The sequence below is a fragment of the Oxalicibacterium solurbis genome (assembly GCF_014635845.1).
Lineage (GTDB): Bacteria > Pseudomonadota > Gammaproteobacteria > Burkholderiales > Burkholderiaceae_D > Oxalicibacterium > Oxalicibacterium solurbis.
The window spans coordinates 362,101-380,378 of the sequence record NZ_BMDP01000001.1 but is presented as its reverse complement, the minus strand read 5'-3'; the positions used below and the strand labels follow the sequence as shown (position 1 = coordinate 380,378).

The 18,278-nt window shown below is 60.8% G+C and carries 13 protein-coding genes; 9 read left to right on the top strand and 4 right to left on the bottom strand.

Features of this window, described 5'->3' with window-relative positions; all coding sequences use genetic code 11:
• Positions 1 to 185: 185 nt before the first annotated feature.
• Positions 186 to 680: a peroxiredoxin gene (locus tag IEV40_RS01810; protein ID WP_188419966.1), complete on the bottom strand. Its 495-nt coding sequence runs from the start codon at positions 678 to 680 to the stop codon at positions 186 to 188.
• Between the two features lie 199 nt (positions 681 to 879).
• The gene (locus tag IEV40_RS01805; RefSeq protein ID WP_188419250.1) at positions 880 to 1,254 is read right to left on the bottom strand and encodes an Mth938-like domain-containing protein; all 375 of its coding nucleotides are present in this window, start codon (positions 1,252 to 1,254) and stop codon (positions 880 to 882) included.
• 274 nt (positions 1,255 to 1,528) lie between these two features.
• On the opposite strand from IEV40_RS01805, the gene IEV40_RS01800 reads away from it, so the two are divergent.
• From IEV40_RS01800 to clpB, 8 genes are all read left to right on the top strand, one after another.
• Positions 1,529 to 2,752, top strand: coding sequence for a pyridoxal phosphate-dependent aminotransferase (locus IEV40_RS01800; protein WP_188419249.1), 1,224 nt, complete (start codon positions 1,529 to 1,531; stop codon positions 2,750 to 2,752).
• A gap of 93 nt (positions 2,753 to 2,845) precedes the next feature.
• On the top strand, positions 2,846 to 4,156 hold the full coding sequence (locus IEV40_RS01795) for a homoserine dehydrogenase (RefSeq protein WP_188419248.1): 1,311 nt from the start codon (positions 2,846 to 2,848) through the stop codon (positions 4,154 to 4,156).
• A 202-nt stretch (positions 4,157 to 4,358) separates the two neighbouring features.
• Positions 4,359 to 5,819: a threonine synthase gene (gene thrC, locus IEV40_RS01790; protein ID WP_188419965.1), complete on the top strand. Its 1,461-nt coding sequence runs from the start codon at positions 4,359 to 4,361 to the stop codon at positions 5,817 to 5,819.
• 108 nt (positions 5,820 to 5,927) lie between these two features.
• Positions 5,928 to 7,181 (top strand): molybdopterin molybdotransferase MoeA, encoded by a 1,254-nt coding sequence (locus IEV40_RS01785; RefSeq protein WP_188419247.1) that lies wholly within the window; start codon positions 5,928 to 5,930, stop codon positions 7,179 to 7,181.
• 10 nt (positions 7,182 to 7,191) lie between these two features.
• Positions 7,192 to 7,449, top strand: coding sequence for a molybdopterin converting factor subunit 1 (gene moaD / locus IEV40_RS01780; protein ID WP_188419246.1), 258 nt, complete (start codon positions 7,192 to 7,194; stop codon positions 7,447 to 7,449).
• A gap of 32 nt (positions 7,450 to 7,481) precedes the next feature.
• Positions 7,482 to 7,979 (top strand): molybdopterin synthase catalytic subunit MoaE, encoded by a 498-nt coding sequence (moaE, locus tag IEV40_RS01775; protein ID WP_188419964.1) that lies wholly within the window; start codon positions 7,482 to 7,484, stop codon positions 7,977 to 7,979.
• Positions 7,979 to 8,353, top strand: a complete 375-nt coding sequence (gene crcB, locus IEV40_RS01770; RefSeq protein WP_188419963.1) for a fluoride efflux transporter CrcB — start codon at positions 7,979 to 7,981, stop codon at positions 8,351 to 8,353. The genes moaE and crcB overlap by 1 nt, the downstream gene beginning before the upstream one ends.
• A gap of 124 nt (positions 8,354 to 8,477) precedes the next feature.
• Positions 8,478 to 11,060, top strand: coding sequence for an ATP-dependent chaperone ClpB (gene clpB / locus IEV40_RS01765; protein WP_188419245.1), 2,583 nt, complete (start codon positions 8,478 to 8,480; stop codon positions 11,058 to 11,060).
• Between the two features lie 126 nt (positions 11,061 to 11,186).
• Here clpB and putA read toward each other — a convergent pair whose 3' ends face one another.
• Positions 11,187 to 14,894: a bifunctional proline dehydrogenase/L-glutamate gamma-semialdehyde dehydrogenase PutA gene (gene putA / locus IEV40_RS01760; protein WP_229723908.1), complete on the bottom strand. Its 3,708-nt coding sequence runs from the start codon at positions 14,892 to 14,894 to the stop codon at positions 11,187 to 11,189.
• A gap of 31 nt (positions 14,895 to 14,925) precedes the next feature.
• Positions 14,926 to 15,849 carry a LysR family transcriptional regulator gene (locus tag IEV40_RS01755; RefSeq protein ID WP_308632366.1) on the bottom strand — a complete coding sequence of 308 codons (924 nt, stop codon included), beginning with the start codon at positions 15,847 to 15,849 and terminating at the stop codon, positions 14,926 to 14,928.
• 97 nt (positions 15,850 to 15,946) lie between these two features.
• Between IEV40_RS01755 and metE the strand changes: the two genes are divergently transcribed.
• The gene (gene metE, locus IEV40_RS01750) at positions 15,947 to 18,226 is read left to right on the top strand and encodes a 5-methyltetrahydropteroyltriglutamate--homocysteine S-methyltransferase (RefSeq protein ID WP_188419243.1); all 2,280 of its coding nucleotides are present in this window, start codon (positions 15,947 to 15,949) and stop codon (positions 18,224 to 18,226) included.
• Positions 18,227 to 18,278: the final 52 nt, after the last annotated feature.

Genomic DNA, 18,278 nt, shown 5'->3' with positions numbered 1-18,278 from the left:
ACAGACGACTACAGCCAAAGAACGATGGAAGAGAGTTGAGGGAAGGTAGAAAACGGCGGCCGCACGCAGCAACAGCGTGCGTTGCGGATCGAAAAGCAAAAAAGCCGTTTGGGAAGGCGCAAGGCCTAATCCGCAAACGGCTCTTTCAGAAAAATATTCTTTTGAATTCAATGGGTTCTGTCACCCTAGGCAAGGGCCTTCACGAAATCCAGCACTTCGTCGATGTGTCCAGGCACTTTGACTCCACGCCATTCTTTCACCAATTTGCCGGATCCGTCAATGATAAAAGTGGAGCGTTCGACACCGCGCACTTTCTTGCCATACATGTTTTTCATCTTCATGACATCGAACATGATGCAAACCGTTTCGTCAGGATCTGAAATCAGTTCGAACGGCAGGCCGAGCTTGCTTTTGAAGCCATCGTGCGAACGCAGGCTGTCGCGGCTCACACCAATGATCTCTGCATCGGCAGCGCGAAACTGTTCGTACAGATCGCGGAACTGCATGCCTTCCGTCGTGCAGCCGGGCGTATTGTCCTTGGGATAGAAATACAGGACGATCTTTTTGCCTTTGTAATCAGACAGTTGGAAATCGCGGCCACCTGTCATCGGTGCGGAGAACTCGGGCACCATCATGTCGAGGGCCGAAGGGCGTTCCGCCGGGGCGCTTTGTTGATCCATGTGTTCGCTTTCTTTCGTGAAGGATGATCGATCAGCAATGGACATGAGGGCAACTTTCCATTCTTCAAGATATTCCATCGGAAATTGATGAAATCTTCATCAATGATTGTTGCGCATCCATTGTCATGTCAATTCGACATCAGCGAAATGGACCGGCGATACTGTCATTGGTTCGGTGCGGCACGGCGGTGCGGATCTTTCAGTTCTCGAAGATCAATGCAAGAGCGACCTTGCGGCCTTCACCCATCAGGATGTTGTAGGTGCGGCAGGCAGCCTGGTTGTCCATGCATTCGACACCGATGCGGCGGGATGTCAGCGGAGTCGTCAGACGCGGATGGGCAAAGCGTTGCTGCGCACCGGTGCCGAGGATGACGACGTCCGGCGAAGCGGCGCCGATCTGTTCGAAGTGTTCGACCTGCAAGGCCTCGAATGAAGAAACGGGCCATGCAGCCGGCGGCGTTTCCGGCATCACCGTCAGGCTGTGGCTGAAACGGCTCATGTTGATTTCGACACCGCTCTCGTCGTAGGCGGTCACGGTCTGGTATTGCTGGGTAGGCGTGTTGTGGAGCTTCATGACAATGGCCGGAATCCGGCAGGGAAAGTCGAGATTGCCTATTGTAACGGTTCGGCTGCCGTCGCATGAGCGCAGGCAATGCCTTGCAGGAACGACCATATGCGGCTGCGAACTGGCGGTATCGATTGATAAAATCGCTTCCTTTCGGCAAAATGGCTCTCTTTCGCGGCGCAACATCCGGCAGTCGTTCTATGACTGCATGCGATCTCCCCCGCCGCACGTCCTTCCATCGGAGCGCCCGCCGCTTCCGCAGAAACCACAAGGAACAATTGCTGTGCGACCGATTCAAAAATCGAAAAAACTGGCCGACGTCTGCTACGACATTCGCGGCCCCGTGCTGGAAAAGGCACGGCAGATGGAGGAAGACGGTCACAAGATCATCAAGCTGAATATCGGCAACCTGGCAACCTTCGGTTTCGATGCGCCCGACGAGATCGTGCAGGACATGATCCGCAATATGTCTAACGCGTCCGGCTACACGGATTCGAAAGGCCTGTTCGCGCCGCGCAAGGCGATCATGCACTATTCGCAGGAAAAGAAGATCGAGGGCGTGACCATCGACGACATCTACCTGGGTAATGGCGCTTCCGAACTGATCGTCATGAGCATGAATGCGCTGCTCAACAGTTACGATGAAGTGCTGGTGCCATCGCCCGACTATCCGCTGTGGACGGCAGCTGTCAGCTTGTCCGGCGGAATGCCCGTGCATTACGTCTGCGACGAGCAGGCCGGCTGGCTGCCGGATATCGACGACATCAAGCGCAAGATCAACGCGAACACGAAGGCCATCGTCGTCATCAATCCGAACAATCCGACCGGCGCGCTGTATCCGGTCGAACTGCTGGAGCAGATCGTCGAGCTTGCGCGCCAGCACCAGTTGATCGTGTTCGCCGATGAAATCTACGACAAGGTGCTGTACGACGGCGAAAAACATGTGTCGATCGCATCGCTGGCCGACGACGTGTTGTTCATCACATTCAACGGCCTGTCGAAGAACTATCGTTCCTGCGGCTATCGCGCCGGCTGGATGATCGTCTCCGGCGAGAAACGCCATGCGAAGGATTACATCGAAGGCTTGAACATGCTGGCTTCGATGCGCCTGTGTGCGAATGCGCCAGGGCAATATGCGATCCAGACCGCCTTGGGCGGCTACCAGAGCATCAACGACCTTGTCGGTCCCGGCGGACGCCTGCTGAAGCAGCGCGATCTGGCGCACAAGCTGTTGACCGAGATTCCCGGCGTCACCTGCGTCAAGCCGAAATCAGCGCTCTACATGTTCCCGCGCCTCGATCCAGCCATGTACCCGATCGCCGACGACCAGGAATTTGCCTATCAATTGCTGGCCGAGGAGAGCGTGCTGATCGTGCAGGGCACCGGTTTCAACTGCCCGACCACTGACCATTTCAGGGTAGTATTCCTGCCCAATTCCGACGATCTGGAAGTGGCGATCGGCCGCATTGCACATTTCCTCGACGGCTATCGCAAAAGGGCCGGTTGACGGCGGATGCCGGCGTAGCGCCGGCATCATCCCGTGCTGTCATCGAAAGCATCAAGCAGCATTATCAACAGCATCAAATTACGCAGACATTCAATGAAATCCATCAAAGTAGGCTTGCTAGGAATCGGCACCGTCGGTGCGGGCACATTCAACGTCCTGAAACGCAATCAGGAAGAGATTGCGCGTCGTGCCGGCCGCAGTATCGAGATCGTGATGGTGGCCGACCTGGATGTCGCGCGCGCGAAGGAAGTCACCGGCGGCACATGCGAGGTGGTCAGCGACGGCAACCTGGTGGTTGCCAATCCGGATGTTGACGTCGTCATCGAACTGATCGGCGGCTATGGCGTGGCGAAGGATCTGGTGCTGAAAGCGATCGCCAACGGCAAGCACATCGTGACGGCGAACAAGGCATTGCTGGCTGCGCACGGCGACGAGATTTTCAAGGCGGCGCAGGAAAAAAGCGTAATGGTCGCGTACGAAGCGGCGGTGGCCGGCGGTATTCCGATCATCAAGGCGCTGCGCGAAGGCTTGACGGCGAACCGTATCGAATGGATTGCCGGCATCATCAACGGCACCACCAACTTCATCCTGTCCGAGATGCGCGACAAGGGTCTCGATTTCGACACGGTGCTGAAAGAAGCGCAACGTCTCGGTTACGCAGAAGCCGACCCGACCTTCGATATCGAAGGCGTCGATGCCGCGCACAAGGCGACGCTGATGTCGGCCATCGCATTCGGCATTCCGGTGCAGTTCGACAAGGCGCACATCGAAGGCATCACGAAGCTGGAAGCGGTCGATATCCGCTACGCGGAGCAGCTCGGCTACCGCATCAAGCTGCTGGGCATCGCCAAGCGCACGCCCAAGGGCATCGAATTGCGCGTGCATCCGACGCTGATTCCATCCAAGCGCCTGATCGCCAACGTCGAGGGCCCGATGAATGCGGTGCTGGTGCAGGGCGATGCCGTCGGCGCCACGCTGTACTACGGCAAGGGCGCCGGTTCCGAGCCGACTGCCTCGGCCGTGATCGCCGATCTGGTCGACATCGCGCGCCTGGCCGAGGCCGCGCCGGAACACCGCGTGCCGTATCTGGCCTTCCAGCCGAATGCGATGACCGATACGCCGATTCTGCCGATCTCGGAAGTCACGTCCAGTTACTACCTGCGCATGCATGTGGCGGACAAGCTCGGTGTGCTGGCCGATGTGACGAGCATCCTGGCCGAATCGTCGATCTCGATCGATGCGATGCTGCAGAAGGAACCGTCGTTGGGTGAAACGCAGACCGACATCATCATCCTGACGCATCAGACGCAGGAGAAGAACGTCGAGGTGGCAATCGGCAAGATCGAGCAATTGCCGACGGTGCTTGGCAAGGTGACGAAGCTGCGGCTCGAACATCTGAGCTGACTCAAAGGAAACAAGGGAAAAAGGCGCTGCGGCGCCTTTTTCTTTGCCGGCAACAGGAAGAGGTAGAAAGGAGCAGGGAGATATTGCCGCAATGACATGGTGGCCCGGCGTTGTCATCGTTTCCGCCCAAGAGAAGCCGGAGAGAAGCGACGCCAGCAGTTATAATGTCGGCTTGCTTTCGCTCTCCAACACATCTTCCGACATGCAATACATTTCCACCCGCGGTGAAGCCGCTGCCCAGTCTTTTTCCCAGATTCTGCTCGGTGGTCTCGCCCCGGACGGCGGACTCTATCTGCCGGCCGACTATCCGCAAGTGACGGGCGCCGAACTGGATGCCTGGCGCACGCTTTCCTACGCGGACCTCGCCTACGAAGTGCTGAAGAAATTCGCGACGGATATTCCTGACGCCGATCTGCACGCGCTGGCGCACAAGACTTACACCGCCGACATTTACCGCAACGCGCGCCACGGCGAAGATGCGTCGCGCATCACGCCGCTGCGCCTGGTCGAGGAAAACAGTGGTGCGAAGATCATGCTGCAGGCGCTGTCGAACGGTCCGACGCTTGCCTTCAAGGACATGGCGATGCAGCTGCTCGGCAATCTGTTCGAATACGCGCTGGCGAAGCAGCATGCGGAACTGAACATCTTCGGTGCGACGTCGGGTGATACCGGCAGCGCAGCCGAATACGCAATGCGCGGCAAGAAGGGCATCCGCGTCTTCATGCTGTCGCCGCACAAGAAGATGAGCGCGTTCCAGACTGCGCAGATGTTCAGCCTGCAGGACCCGAACATCTTCAACATCGCCGTCGAAGGCGTGTTCGACGATTGCCAGGACATGGTGAAAGCCGTCTCCAACGATCTGGCGTTCAAGGAAAAGCAGAAGATCGGCACCGTCAATTCGATCAACTGGGCGCGCGTGGTGGCGCAGGTCATCTACTACTTCCGCGGCTACCTGACCGCGACGACCAGCAACGACCAGAAGGTATCGTTCACCGTCCCGTCCGGCAATTTCGGCAACGTCTGCGCCGGCCACATCGCGCGCATGATGGGCCTGCCGATCGACAAGCTGGTGGTCGCGACTAACGAAAACGACGTGCTCGACGAATTCTTCCGTACCGGTGTCTACCGGACGCGCAAGTCTGCCGAGACCTATCACACCAGCAGCCCGAGCATGGACATCAGCAAGGCGTCCAACTTCGAGCGTTTCGTCTACGACCTGCTGGGCCGCGATGGCGACCGTGTGCGGGCGCTGTTCCGCAAGGTGGAAACGCACGGCGGTTTCGACCTGTCCGGCAAGCCGGGCAGCGATGGTGACGAGTTCAAGCGCGTTGTGGAATTCGGCTTCGTGTCCGGCAAATCCACGCATGACGATCGCATCGCGACGATTCGCGATCTGCAGGAAAAACACGGCCTGATGATCGACACGCACACCGCCGACGGTGTGAAGGTCGCACGCGAAAATCTGACGCCGGGTACGACGATGATCGTGCTGGAAACCGCGTTGCCGGCGAAATTCAATGAAACCATTCGCGAAGCACTGGGCCGCGATGCCGAACGTCCGGCCGGATTCGAAAATATCGAAAGCCTGCCGCAGCGATTCGACGTGATGCCGGCTGACGTCGAAAAGATGAAGGCTTATATTTCGGCGCGCACCGGACTATAAATCGTCTCAAGCCGCCTGCATGAAGGCGTAGCCGCGGCCGTTGCTGTCATACTGCGGCGGCCGGCGCTTCCGGCTACAATCTGCCCATCAAGACCAGCCTGATCCGACATGAACCAACCCAAGCCGATGTTGAGCGTGGCCGAGGCGCTCGACTTTCTTCTCGCAGGTGCCATCGCCGTTACGGAGACCGAGACGTTGCCGACGCTGGAAGCCAACGGCCGCGTGCTTGCACTTGCCCAGCAGTCGCAACTCGATGTGCCGCCGATGGACAATACTTCTATGGACGGTTACGCGGTGCGCGCCGCCGATTGCGTCAGCGGCAGCGCGGTGCTGGAAGTCGCGCAACGTATTCCTGCCGGCCATGTCGGCCAGCCGTTGAAGGCCGGTACGGCCGCCCGCATCTTTACCGGCGCGATGGTGCCGCAAGGTGCGGATGCGGTCGTCATGCAGGAAGTCTGTGTAGCGGACAAGGATGGCGAACGCGATATCGTCACGATCAATCATGCGCCGGCATCCGGCGAATGGATACGCCGTGCCGGCGAAGACATTCGCGCCGGCAGCACGATCCTGGAAGCGGGCACGCGATTGCGTGCGCAGGAGCTGGGGCTGGCCGCCTCGGTCGGGCTGGCGAAGCTGCCGGTCGTACGCAAGCTGCGCGTGGCCGTGTTCTTCACCGGCGACGAACTGGCGATGCCGGGCGACGAATTGAAGCCGGGTGCGATCTACAACTCGAACAAGTTCACGCTGCGCGGCCTGTTGCAGAACCTGCATTGCGACATCACCGATTTCGGCATCGTGCCGGATACGCTGGCTGCCACGCGCGAGACGCTGCGCCGTGCGGCCGAAGAGCATGACCTGATCATCACTTCCGGCGGCGTTTCGGTCGGCGAGGAAGATCACATCAAGCCGGCGCTGGAAGCGGAAGGCCGCGTCAACATGTGGCAGATCGCCGTCAAGCCAGGCAAGCCGCTGGCGTTCGGGGAGGTCAACCGTTCGTCGCAATCCGGGGAACAATCCGGCCGGGCCTTCTTCCTCGGGCTGCCGGGCAATCCGGTGTCGAGTTTCGTGACCTTCCTGCTGTTCGTGCGGCCGTTCATCCTGCGCCTGCAGGGCGTGCAGAACGTGGCGCCGAAGGCAGTGACGCTGCGCGCCGATTTTGCGTTGCCCAAGGGCGACCGCCGCAACGAATTCCTGCGCGCGCGTATCAATGCGCAAGGCGGGCTGGATCTGTTCCCCAACCAGAGTTCCGGCGTGCTGACCTCCACCGTCTGGGGCGATGGTCTGATCGACAATCCGCCGAACAATCCGATTGCGCCGGGCGATCTGGTGCGCTTCCTGCCGTTCGGCGATTTGATGTATTGAGGCGAAAGCAATGAATATCGAACTCCGTTTTTTTGCCAGCGTGCGCGAAGCGCTGGGTGTGTCGCAGGAAACCGTGGCATTGCCGGCCGGCGTGGCGACCGTGGGTGATGTACGCGCCTTCCTGCGCGAGCGCGGCGGGAAATGGGCCGAAGTGCTGGCAGACGGCCGTGCGCTGCGCATGGCTTATGATCAGCAGATGACCGATGCCGCAACGCCGATCCGCGATGGCGGCGAAGTGGCGTTCTTTCCGCCGGTTACCGGCGGTTGATGAATACACGAGATTTGATGCAGGCAGGCAACATGACGGTACGTGTTCAAACCGAGGATTTCGATGTCAGCAGCGAAGTGGCGGCCATGCGCGCGCACAGCCCGCGCATCGGTGCGGTCGTCACGTTTATCGGTACGGTCCGCGACATGAACGACGGTTCCAGCGTGGCCGAGATGGAGCTGGAGCACTATCCGGGCATGACCGAGAAGGCGCTGCAGGCCATCGTCGAGCAGGCAAAATCGCGCTGGAACATCGACGACGCGCTGGTCATCCATCGTGTCGGCCCGCTGCTGCCGAGAGACCAGATCGTTCTGGTGGCCGTCACGTCCGCGCATCGCGGCGAAGCCTTCGACGCCTGCGAATTCATCATCGACTACCTGAAGACCGAAGCGCCGTTCTGGAAGAAGGAGCAGACGCCACAGGGCGCGCGCTGGGTCGATGCGCGTGTCATCGACGACGAGGCGCTGGAGAAATGGCACGTGTCTGACAATAAAACTGGCAATAAGGCCGGCGAAGGAAGCGGGAGATGATGGCCTGGGCCGCGGTCGGCGTCGGCGCCGCGTTCGGTGCATGGCTGCGCTGGGGGCTGACGCTGTGGCTCAATACGCTGCATTCCAAGGTCTTCTTCGGCACGCTGATCGCCAACCTGGCCGGCGGTTACCTGATCGGCCTGGCTGTCGGTTTCTTTGCCGCCCATCCCGGGCTGTCGGCGGAATGGCGGCTGTTTGCCGTCACCGGGTTTCTTGGCGGCCTGACCACGTTTTCCACCTTTTCCGCTGAATCCTTCCTGCTGCTGCAGCGTGGCGATTATCTATGGGCCTTGGCTCACGTCTCGTTGCATCTGTTCGGCTCCGTGCTCTTCTGCATGGCCGGGTTTGCTTCCTACCGCGTCTTTTCGGCCTAAACTGTAGCCGGCTGCCGGAAAGCCGCCGGAGAAGTCATTTCAGCGGCGTACCCATGCTTGAAATGCGGGTTTCCCGGCCCAATCTTTCGTTGCATCAGAAAATCTTCTTTCGGGAGAGTATGCAATGCGTCTCGACAAACTCACGACCAAACTGCAGGAAGCGCTGGCGGATGCGCAGAGCCAGGCGGTCGGCAATGACAATCAATACATCGAACCTGTTCACGTGCTCAGCGCACTGCTGAGCCAGGACGACAGCAGCACTCGCTCACTATTGCAGCGTGCCGGTGCCAACATCGGCGGCATGGTGACGGCCTTGCGCAGCGCGCTGGAGCGCCTGCCCAAGGTGTCGGGCACCGGCGGTGCAGTGCAGATCGGCCGCGATTTGGCATCGCTGCTGAATCTGGCCGACAAGGAATCGCAGCAGCACGGCGATCAGTTCATCGCCACCGAAATGGTGCTGCTGGCGCTGACCGAGGATAAATCCGAAGCCGGCCGCATCGCGCGCGAAAATGGTTTGACGCGCAAGGCGCTGGTGGCCGCGATCAAGGCTGTGCGCGGCAACAGCAAGGTCGATTCCGCCGAGGGCGAAGGCCAGCGCGAGGCGCTGAAGAAATTCACGCTCGACCTGACCGAGCGCGCCCGCATCGGCAAGCTCGATCCGGTGATCGGCCGCGACGACGAAATCCGCCGCGCGATCCAGGTGCTGCAGCGCCGCTCGAAGAACAACCCTGTGCTGATCGGCGAGCCGGGCGTCGGCAAGACCGCCATCGTCGAAGGCCTGGCGCAGCGCATCGTCAACGGCGAAGTGCCGGAAAGCCTGAAGAACAAGCGCGTGCTGTCGCTGGACATGGCGTCGCTGCTGGCTGGCGCCAAGTATCGCGGCGAATTCGAGGAACGTCTGAAAGCCGTGCTGACCGAGCTGGCCGAGGACGAAGGTCAGTCCATCGTCTTCATCGACGAGATGCACACGCTGGTCGGCGCCGGCAAGGCGGAAGGCGCGATGGATGCCGGGAATATGCTGAAGCCCGCGCTGGCGCGCGGCGAGCTGCATTGCGTCGGTGCGACCACGCTGGATGAATATCGCAAGTACATCGAGAAGGATGCCGCGCTGGAGCGCCGCTTCCAGAAAATCCTCGTCGATGAGCCGAGCGTGGAAGCGACCATCGCCATCCTGCGCGGCCTGCAGGAAAAATACGAGGTGCACCACGGTGTTGAGATCACCGACCCGGCCATCGTCGCCGCGGCGGAACTGTCACACCGCTACATCACCGACCGTTTCCTGCCGGACAAGGCGATCGACCTGATCGACGAGGCCGCGTCCAAGATCAAGATCGAGATCGATTCCAAGCCGGAAGTAATGGATCGCCTGGATCGTCGCGTGATCCAGTTGAAGATCGAGCGCGAAGCGGTGAAGAAGGAAACCGACGAAGCGTCGCAGAAACGGCTGCAACTGATTGAGGATGAAATCGAGCGCCTCGGCCGCGAATATGCGGATCTGGAAGAAATCTGGAAGGCCGAGAAATCCGCCGCGCAGGGCAGCCAGCACATCAAGGAAGAGATCGAGAAGGTACGCTTGCAGATGGAAGAAGCCACGCGCAAGAGTGACTGGCAGCGCGTGTCCGAACTGCAGTACAAGACGTTGCCGGAACTGGAAGCTAAATTGAAGAATGCAGTTTCCAGCGAAAACACGTCGGAGAAGCGACAACTGGTGCGTACGCAGGTCGGTGCTGAAGAGATCGCCGAAGTCGTCTCGCGCGCCACCGGCATTCCGGTCTCGCGCATGATGCAGGGTGAGCGCGACAAGCTGTTGCGGATGGAAGAAGAATTGCACAAGCGCGTGATCGGTCAGCATGAGGCGATCGTCGCCGTATCGGATGCGATTCGCCGTTCGCGCGCGGGTCTTGGCGATCCGAACCGGCCGTACGGCTCGTTCATGTTCCTCGGCCCGACCGGCGTCGGCAAGACCGAGCTGTGCAAGGCATTGGCATCTTTCATGTTCGATACCGAGGATTCGCTGATCCGCATCGACATGAGCGAGTTCATGGAGAAGCATTCGGTTGCGCGCCTGATCGGCGCGCCGCCGGGCTACGTCGGCTATGAAGAGGGCGGCTATCTGACCGAAGCCGTGCGCCGCAAGCCGTACAGCGTGATCCTGCTCGACGAGATCGAGAAGGCGCATCCGGACGTGTTCAACGTGTTGTTGCAGGTTCTGGACGACGGCCGCATGACAGATGGCCAGGGCCGCACGGTGGACTTCAAGAACACGGTGATCGTGATGACGTCCAACCTCGGTTCGCACAAGATCCAGTCGATGGAAGGCAGCGATCCATCGCTGGTGAAGATGGCAGTGATGGCCGAAGTGCAGGGCCACTTCCGGCCGGAATTCATCAATCGCATCGACGAGATCGTCGTGTTCCACGCGCTTGACGAGAAGAACATCGGCGCGATCGCGAAGATCCAGCTGCACGTCATCGAACAGCGTCTGGCACGCATGGACATGACACTGCAGGTGTCGGAAGCTGCGTTGCAGAAAGTGGCTGAGGCCGGTTTCGATCCGGTGTACGGTGCACGGCCGCTGAAGCGTGCGATCCAGCAGCAGATCGAGAATCCGTTGTCGAAGGCGATTCTCGAAGGGCGGTTCGGTCCGAAGGACGTGATAGAAGTTGGTGTGGAAAACGGCGAGCTGTCGTTTTCGAAGGCTGCCTGATCGTTACAGGCCAGTTTCACCGGCAAGCATTGCCGACGTTATCGGCAACAGGCAAAAGCCTCCGCTCCTGCAAGGGTGTGGGGGCTTTTTCATGTGCGGTCGGACTGCGGGATCAGGATGACGGCGTCACGATGCCAGCGTCATCAAGGCAGTGTTGCCGCCTGCCGCTGCCGTGTTGGTGCAGACGGCTTGTTCGCCGGCCAGCCGCCACAATGGAATGTCTTCTTCCGCTGTCGTCAGCAATACCGGTGCGATGAAGCCGTCGACGGCAACGCATGCCGGCAGTCTGTGTACGCAAGCCTCATCGATGAGTATGAGATTCGCATCATGGCAATCACGATAATGCGGCACGATACGCATGGCAGCCTGTATGGCTTTGGGCAGATCCGAAGGTAGCAGCGCCGCTGCAGCGGTATCGATGACGGCGCGATTGCCGGAAGCGAGTGTGGCGGCGAGCTGGTTCAACAGTGCGGCCATATCGTTGGCGATGCAGCAAACCGTGCCGCGTGCGATGAAATCCAGCCTGTTCGATTCACCGGTGGGGCCGGGCAGGGGCAAGCTGCGGCCATACAGGCTCGCTGCATCGTAGCAGTCGCAGCGCGACGTGAAGTCGCGGTCCTGTCCATCGCGGATATGCCATTGCCGCATGGCTTGCCATGCGATGCGTTCCACGGTCTCGGAAGAGGCCGCTGTCGTTGGCGATGGCAGCGCAGATGACAAGCGCGGCAGACTGCCGCGTTGCAGGCGTGGCAGATACAGCGGCCCGCCTGCCTTCGGCCCCGTGCCGGATAATCCCGTGCCGCCGAATGGCTGCGAACCGACGACCGCGCCGATCATGTTGCGGTTGACGTAGACGTTGCCCGTGCGCGCGTGTTCGGTGATGAAGCGCGCCGTTTCATCCAGCCGTGTATGGATGCCCAGTGTCAGCCCGTAGCCGGTGGCGTTCAATTCATCAATCATTTGAGGTAACGCCTCGCGGCGGTAGCGCAGCACGTGCAGTACGGGGCCGAATACTTCGTGTGGGATGTCCGCGATACGATCGATATGGATGATGGTGGGCGCGACGAAGGTGCCGGCTTCTGCGTTTGCCGGCAAGGGCAGTTGCGCAAGCAGCCGGCCGGCATCGCGTGCGTGCGCGATGTATTCGTGCAGGCGATGCTGCGCTTCGGCATCGATGACGGGGCCGATGTCGGTATCGAGCGCATCTGGCCGGCCGATGCGCAGTTCGTGCATGGCGCCGATCAGCATCGCCAGCGTGCGATCGGCAATCTCTTCCTGCAGGCACAGCATGCGCAATGCCGAGCAGCGCTGGCCGGCGCTGTCGAACGCGGAGGCGAGTGCGTCGCGCACCACCTGTTCGCACAGTGCCGACGAATCGACGATCATCGCGTTTTGTCCGCCGGTTTCGGCGATCAGCGCGAGCTCGCGCTTTTCTTGTGCCATGCGTTTTACCAGCGTGCGGTGGATGGCACGTGCGGCATCGGTCGAGCCGGTGAAGAGCACGCCATCCACGCGCGGATCGGCGACCAGGTGTGCGCCTGTGGTTTCGCCTTTTCCCGGCACGAAATGCAGCGCATCGCATGGCACGCCGGCTTCGTGCAGCAATTGCACGACACGGCCGGCGATCAGCGGTGTCTGTTCGGCCGGCTTTGCCAGCACCGTGTTGCCGGCGGCTAGCGTGGCGGCAATCTGCCCGGTGAAGATGGACAGCGGAAAATTCCACGGGCTGATGCAGGCTACCGTCCCTAACGGCAGAGTATTGCCGTCATTGTCATTGATGTTGTTGATGGCACCGGCGTAATAGCGCAGGAAATCGACGGCTTCGCGCCATTCGCCGATGGCGTTCGGCAGCGTGCGACCGGCTTCGCGTATCAGCAGCGCCAGTAATTCGGCGCGATGATGCTCGAACAGGTCGGCAGCATCCAGCAGTATCTGCCGACGCATCGTTGATGGTGTGGTGTGCCAGGTGCTGCTTGTTGCCGATGCCAGCATGGCATCGAGCGCACGGTCGTCGGTGTCGCAAACGGTGCCGACGATGTCTGCATGATCGGCGGGATTGCGTATGAAGACAGGAGCCAGTGTGGCAAGGGTCGCAGGTGCCGCTTGCCATTGCATGGCAGCGAAAGGATGCAAGGTATCGGCCAATGCTGCTAGATCGCCATCGTCGGCGATATCGATGCCGGGCGCGTTGCGGCGCGGCGCGTACAGGTCGACCGGCAGCGGGATCCTCGGATGCGGTGTACCTGCCAGGCTTGCGGCAGTTTCGGCCGGATCGGCCAGCAACTGCTGCTCCGTGATGTCGGCATCGACTAGCTGATTGACGAACGACGAGTTGGCACCGTTTTCCAGCAGCCGCCGAACCAGATAGGGCAGCAGCGTTTCATGCGAACCGACCGGCGCATAGATGCGGCACGGCACGTCGAGGCCTTCACCGGCAATCTGGTCGTATAGCGCTTCGCCCATGCCGTGCAGGCACTGGAATTCGTAGCGTGTTACGCCGAGCGCCCTGGCCTTTGCATGGACGGCAGCCAGCGTCAATGCGTTGTGCGTGGCGAATTGCGGATAGACGGCGTCGGCCGCTTCCAGCAACCTTTGTGCACAGACGAGGTAGCTGAGATCGGTATAGGCCTTGTGCGTGTAGACCGGATAGCCAGGCAAGCCGTCGATCTGGGCACGCTTGATCTCGGTATCCCAATACGCCCCTTTGACGAGTCGGATCATCAGCCGGCGGTTGTTGCGACGCGCCATGTCGATCAGATGATCGATGACGAAAGGCGCGCGTTTCTGGTAAGCCTGTACGACGAAGCCGAGGCCATCGAAGCCCGCAAGATCCATGTCGCAGGCGAGAGCATCGAGCAGATCCAGCGACAGTTCGAGCCGATCGGCTTCTTCTGCATCGATGTTGATGCCGATGCCATAGTCCTTTGCCAGTAGCAGCAATGCTTTCAGCCGCGGCAGCAGCTCATGCATGACGCGTTCGCGCTGCGCGTGTGCATAGCGCGGATGCAGCGCCGACAGTTTGACCGAAATGCCGGGAGCGGTTTCGATGTTATGCGCATGGTGATCGTTGCGTCTGATGTTGCGGCCGATCGCATGCAGCGCATCCTGATAGGAACGGAGATACGTGTCTGCGTCGGCTGCAGTGAGCGCGGCTTCGCCCAGCATGTCGTACGAATGCCGGTAGCCGCGTTCTTCGCGCCGTTGCGCGCGGTGCAGCGCTTCGCCGATATCGCGGCCGGCGACAAAGCGTTCGCCGAGCAGGCGCATCGCATGGTCCATGGCTTTGCGTATCAGCGGTGCGCCGCCGCGCGCGAGTGCATGCGTCAGCGTGGTTTCCAGCGACGGCGTTTGTACTGCGTCGAGCCAGCGACCGGTCAGCAGCAGGCTCCATGCAGCGGCATCGACGAGCAGGGATGGGGAATGGCCGACGTGTGTGCGCCAGTCGCCATGTGCGATCTTGTCGGCGATCAGCCGGTCGGCAGTGGCACGGTCGGGTATGCGCAGCAGCGCTTCAGCCAGGCACATCAATGCCACGCCTTCGGCCGACGACAGAGAGAATTCGTGCATCAGCGCATCGATGCCGGATGATCCGCCGGGCTTCGCGCGCAGTGGTGCGATCAGCCGGCGCGCCAGTTCCTGCGCCTGTCGTCGCTCGTCGTTGCCCGCTTGCCATTGCGCCAGCAGCGTATGAACCGCAGTGCGTTCGTCGCGCCGGATTGCTGCGGCAATCGCTGTGCGCGTCGGTGAAACGGCAACGGGCAATGTGGTGGCGAAAACGGGAAATGCGGCAAATGCAGCGGGCGCAGGCATGGGCGTGGCAGGTGCGTCTGACATGCGGTCTCCGTGCGGCAATCGTCAAGGATGTTTACAGCAATTCCACACTATCCAGATTCAGATAACAACTCTCGCGCGTCATTTCGACGAAATCGCCGAGGTAGGGCTTGGCTGAAATGTCCGGCGCGCTGGCGGCGTACAGGCGACCGGTGAGTCCGTTCTTGGTGATGCGTCGCGCGGTCACGTAATTGCGGTTCAGATAGGGTTGCACGGCCCATAGCGGCAGTGCGGCGATGCCGCGCCGGCTGGCGACCAGTTGCAGCATGGCGACCGTCAGTTCCGTGGTGCGGCGTTCCGGTTGCACGCCGGCCGGCTTCAGCACCTGCCGTACGACGTCCAGCATGTCATCCGGCACCGGATAGGTGATCAGCGTGTCGCCGGCAAAATCCCTGGCCGTCAGATATTCCTTTTTCGCCAGCGGATGATCGTGCGCCAGCAGCGCGACGATCTCGAAGCGGAACAGTGGGTGGTAATCGACGGCCTCGTCGGGATCGATGTCGGAAACGATGGCGACATCGGCGCGATGTTCGTACAGCAAGCCGACCGGATCGGCCTGGAAGCCCGATACGATGTCCAGCTCGACTTCCGGCCAGCGGCCGCGGAACACGTCCATGGAAGGCATCAGCCAGTCGAAGCAGGTGTGGCATTCGACGGCGATGCGCAACTGGCCGGCCGTACCCTGCGCCAGCCGCACGAGATCGCGTTCGCTTTCCGCTACCTGCGGCAGCACGGCATCGGCCAGCTTCAGCAATCGTTCACCGGCAGGCGTGAAGCGCACCGGCACCGACTTGCGTTCGAACAGCGGCGTGCCGTGGTGATCTTCCAGCTGCTTGATCTGATGCGACAGCGCGGACTGCGTGACATTGAGCAACGTCGCCGCGCGCAACAGGTTGCCGGCTTCGCGCAGCGCGACCAGCGTTTTCAGGTGGCGTAGTTCCAGGATGGATTGCATTATGAATTTAATTCAAGATGAATCTGAATATTTATCGTTTGAATCATAGACCTGCGGCAGGCACCATGGCAAGCCTTGAAATCGATCTGGAGTTTTCGGCATGGCAAAGGCACACATCCTGGGTTTTCCGCGCATCGGCGCGCAGCGCGAACTGAAGTTTGCGGTGGAATCGTTCTGGCGCGGCGAGCTCGACGAAGCCGCCTTGCGCCAGACCGGCAAGACGCTGCGCGAGCGGCATTGGGCGCTGCAGGCGAAAGCCGGGCTGGATTTCGTTTCGGTCGGCGATTTCGCCTGGTACGACCAGGTGCTCAGTACGCTGGCGTTGCTGGGTGCGGTGCCGACGCGCTTCGGTTTCGATCTGAAGAAGCTGACACTGGCCGATTACTTCACGCTGGCGCGCGGCAATCCCGATCATTTCGCGATGGAGATGACGAAATGGTTCGATACCAACTATCACTATCTGGTGCCGGAATGGACGGATGACGTGCGTTTCGACGGCGGCATCGACTGGCTGTTCGAGGAAAACGCCGAAGCCGTGGCGCTAGGCCATCAGACCAAGGTCACGCTGGTCGGGCCGTTGACGCTGCTGTATCTGGGCAAGATCAAATCCGGTTTCGCGAACAAACTGGAACTGTTGCCGCGCGTGATCGCCGGTTATGAAAATCTGCTGGCACGCCTGAAGCAGGCCGGCGTGCAGTGGGTGCAGATCGACGAACCCATTCTCGCGCTCGAACTGGATGCGGCATGGGTGAATGTCTTCGCACCGACTTATGAACGCCTGTCGCGCAACGCGCCGTCGCTGCTGCTGGCGACCTATTTCGATCATGTGCGCCGCCACGCGGATCTGTTGCGCACGCTGCCGGTGGCGGGCATCCACCTGGATCTGGTGCGCGGCGCTGGACAACTGGACGATTTTGTCAACGACTGGCCTGCCGATCGCGTGCTGTCCGCAGGCAGTATCGACGGGCGCAATATCTGGCGCGCCGACCTGGATGGCGTGCTGACCGCGTTGCAGCCGTTGCAGCAGAAGCTGGGCGATAGCCTGTGGATCGCTTCCAGTTGCTCGCTGCTGCATGTGCCGGTCGATCTGGCGCACGAAAACAAGCTGGATGCGGAAACGAAGGAATGGCTGGCTTTCGCCGCGCAAAAGGTCGAGGAAATCGCTGCGCTGAAACAGGCATTGAACGGCAATCGCGCAGCGGTGGCGACGCAGTTCGCCGCGTCCGCGCAGGCTGCGGCTTCGCGCAAGGCTTCGCCGCGCATCCATAATTCGCTGGTACAGAAGCGCCTGCAGGAAATCGCATCGGTGACGGCCACGCGCGCCACCGTGTTTGCCGAGCGCATCGTCAAGCAGCAGGCGCGCTTCCAGTTGCCGGCCTTCCCGACGACCAATATCGGCTCCTTCCCGCAGACGGTAGACATTCGTCAGGCGCGTGCGCAGTACAAGCGCGGCGAGATCGGCCATCTGGAATACCTGAACCGCATGCGCGACGAGATTCGCCATGTCGTGCGGCAGCAGGAAGAAGTCGGCCTCGACGTGCTGGTGCACGGCGAAGCGGAACGCAACGACATGGTCGAGTACTTCGGCGAACAATTGTGGGGCTATGCCTTCACCGCCAACGGCTGGGTGCAGAGCTACGGTTCGCGCTGTGTGAAGCCGCCAGTCATCTACGGCGACGTCTATCGTCCGGAAGCGATGACGGTCGGCTGGAGCGAATTTGCACAAAGCCTGACCAGCAAGCCGATGAAAGGCATGCTGACCGGCCCGGTGACGATGCTGCAATGGTCGTTCGTGCGCGACGACCAGCCGCGCGAAACGACGGCGCTGCAGATCGCCCTGGCCCTGCGCGACGAAGTGGTGGACTTGGAGAAGGCCGGCATCGGCATGATCCAGATCGACGAACCGGCCTTCCGCGAAGGCTTGCCGCTGAAAGCCGCCGACTGGCCGCATTATCTGGACTGGGCGGTACGCGCCTTCCGCATCACCGCGTCCGGCGTGCGCGACGATACACAGATCCACACGCACATGTGCTATTCGGAGTTCAACGATATCCTGCCGTGGATCGCCGCGATGGATGCGGACGTCATCACCATCGAGACGTCGCGTTCGGACATGGAGTTGCTGGACGGTTTCGGCGAGTTCGATTATCCGAACGATATCGGCCCCGGTGTCTACGATATCCATTCGCCGCGTGTGCCCAGGGTCGAGGAGATGCAGCGCCTGTTGCGCAAGGCACGCGGCGTGATTCCAGATGCGCGCCTGTGGGTCAACCCGGATTGCGGGCTGAAAACGCGCGGCTGGCCGGAAACGATCGCCGCGTTGCAGAACATGGTGCTGGCGGCCCGTACATTGCGTGAGGAAATTGCGGCGACGCAATAAGCGGATACATTGCGCCGAAAAAGCGGAAACCGCCTGTGCGGCTTCCGCTTTT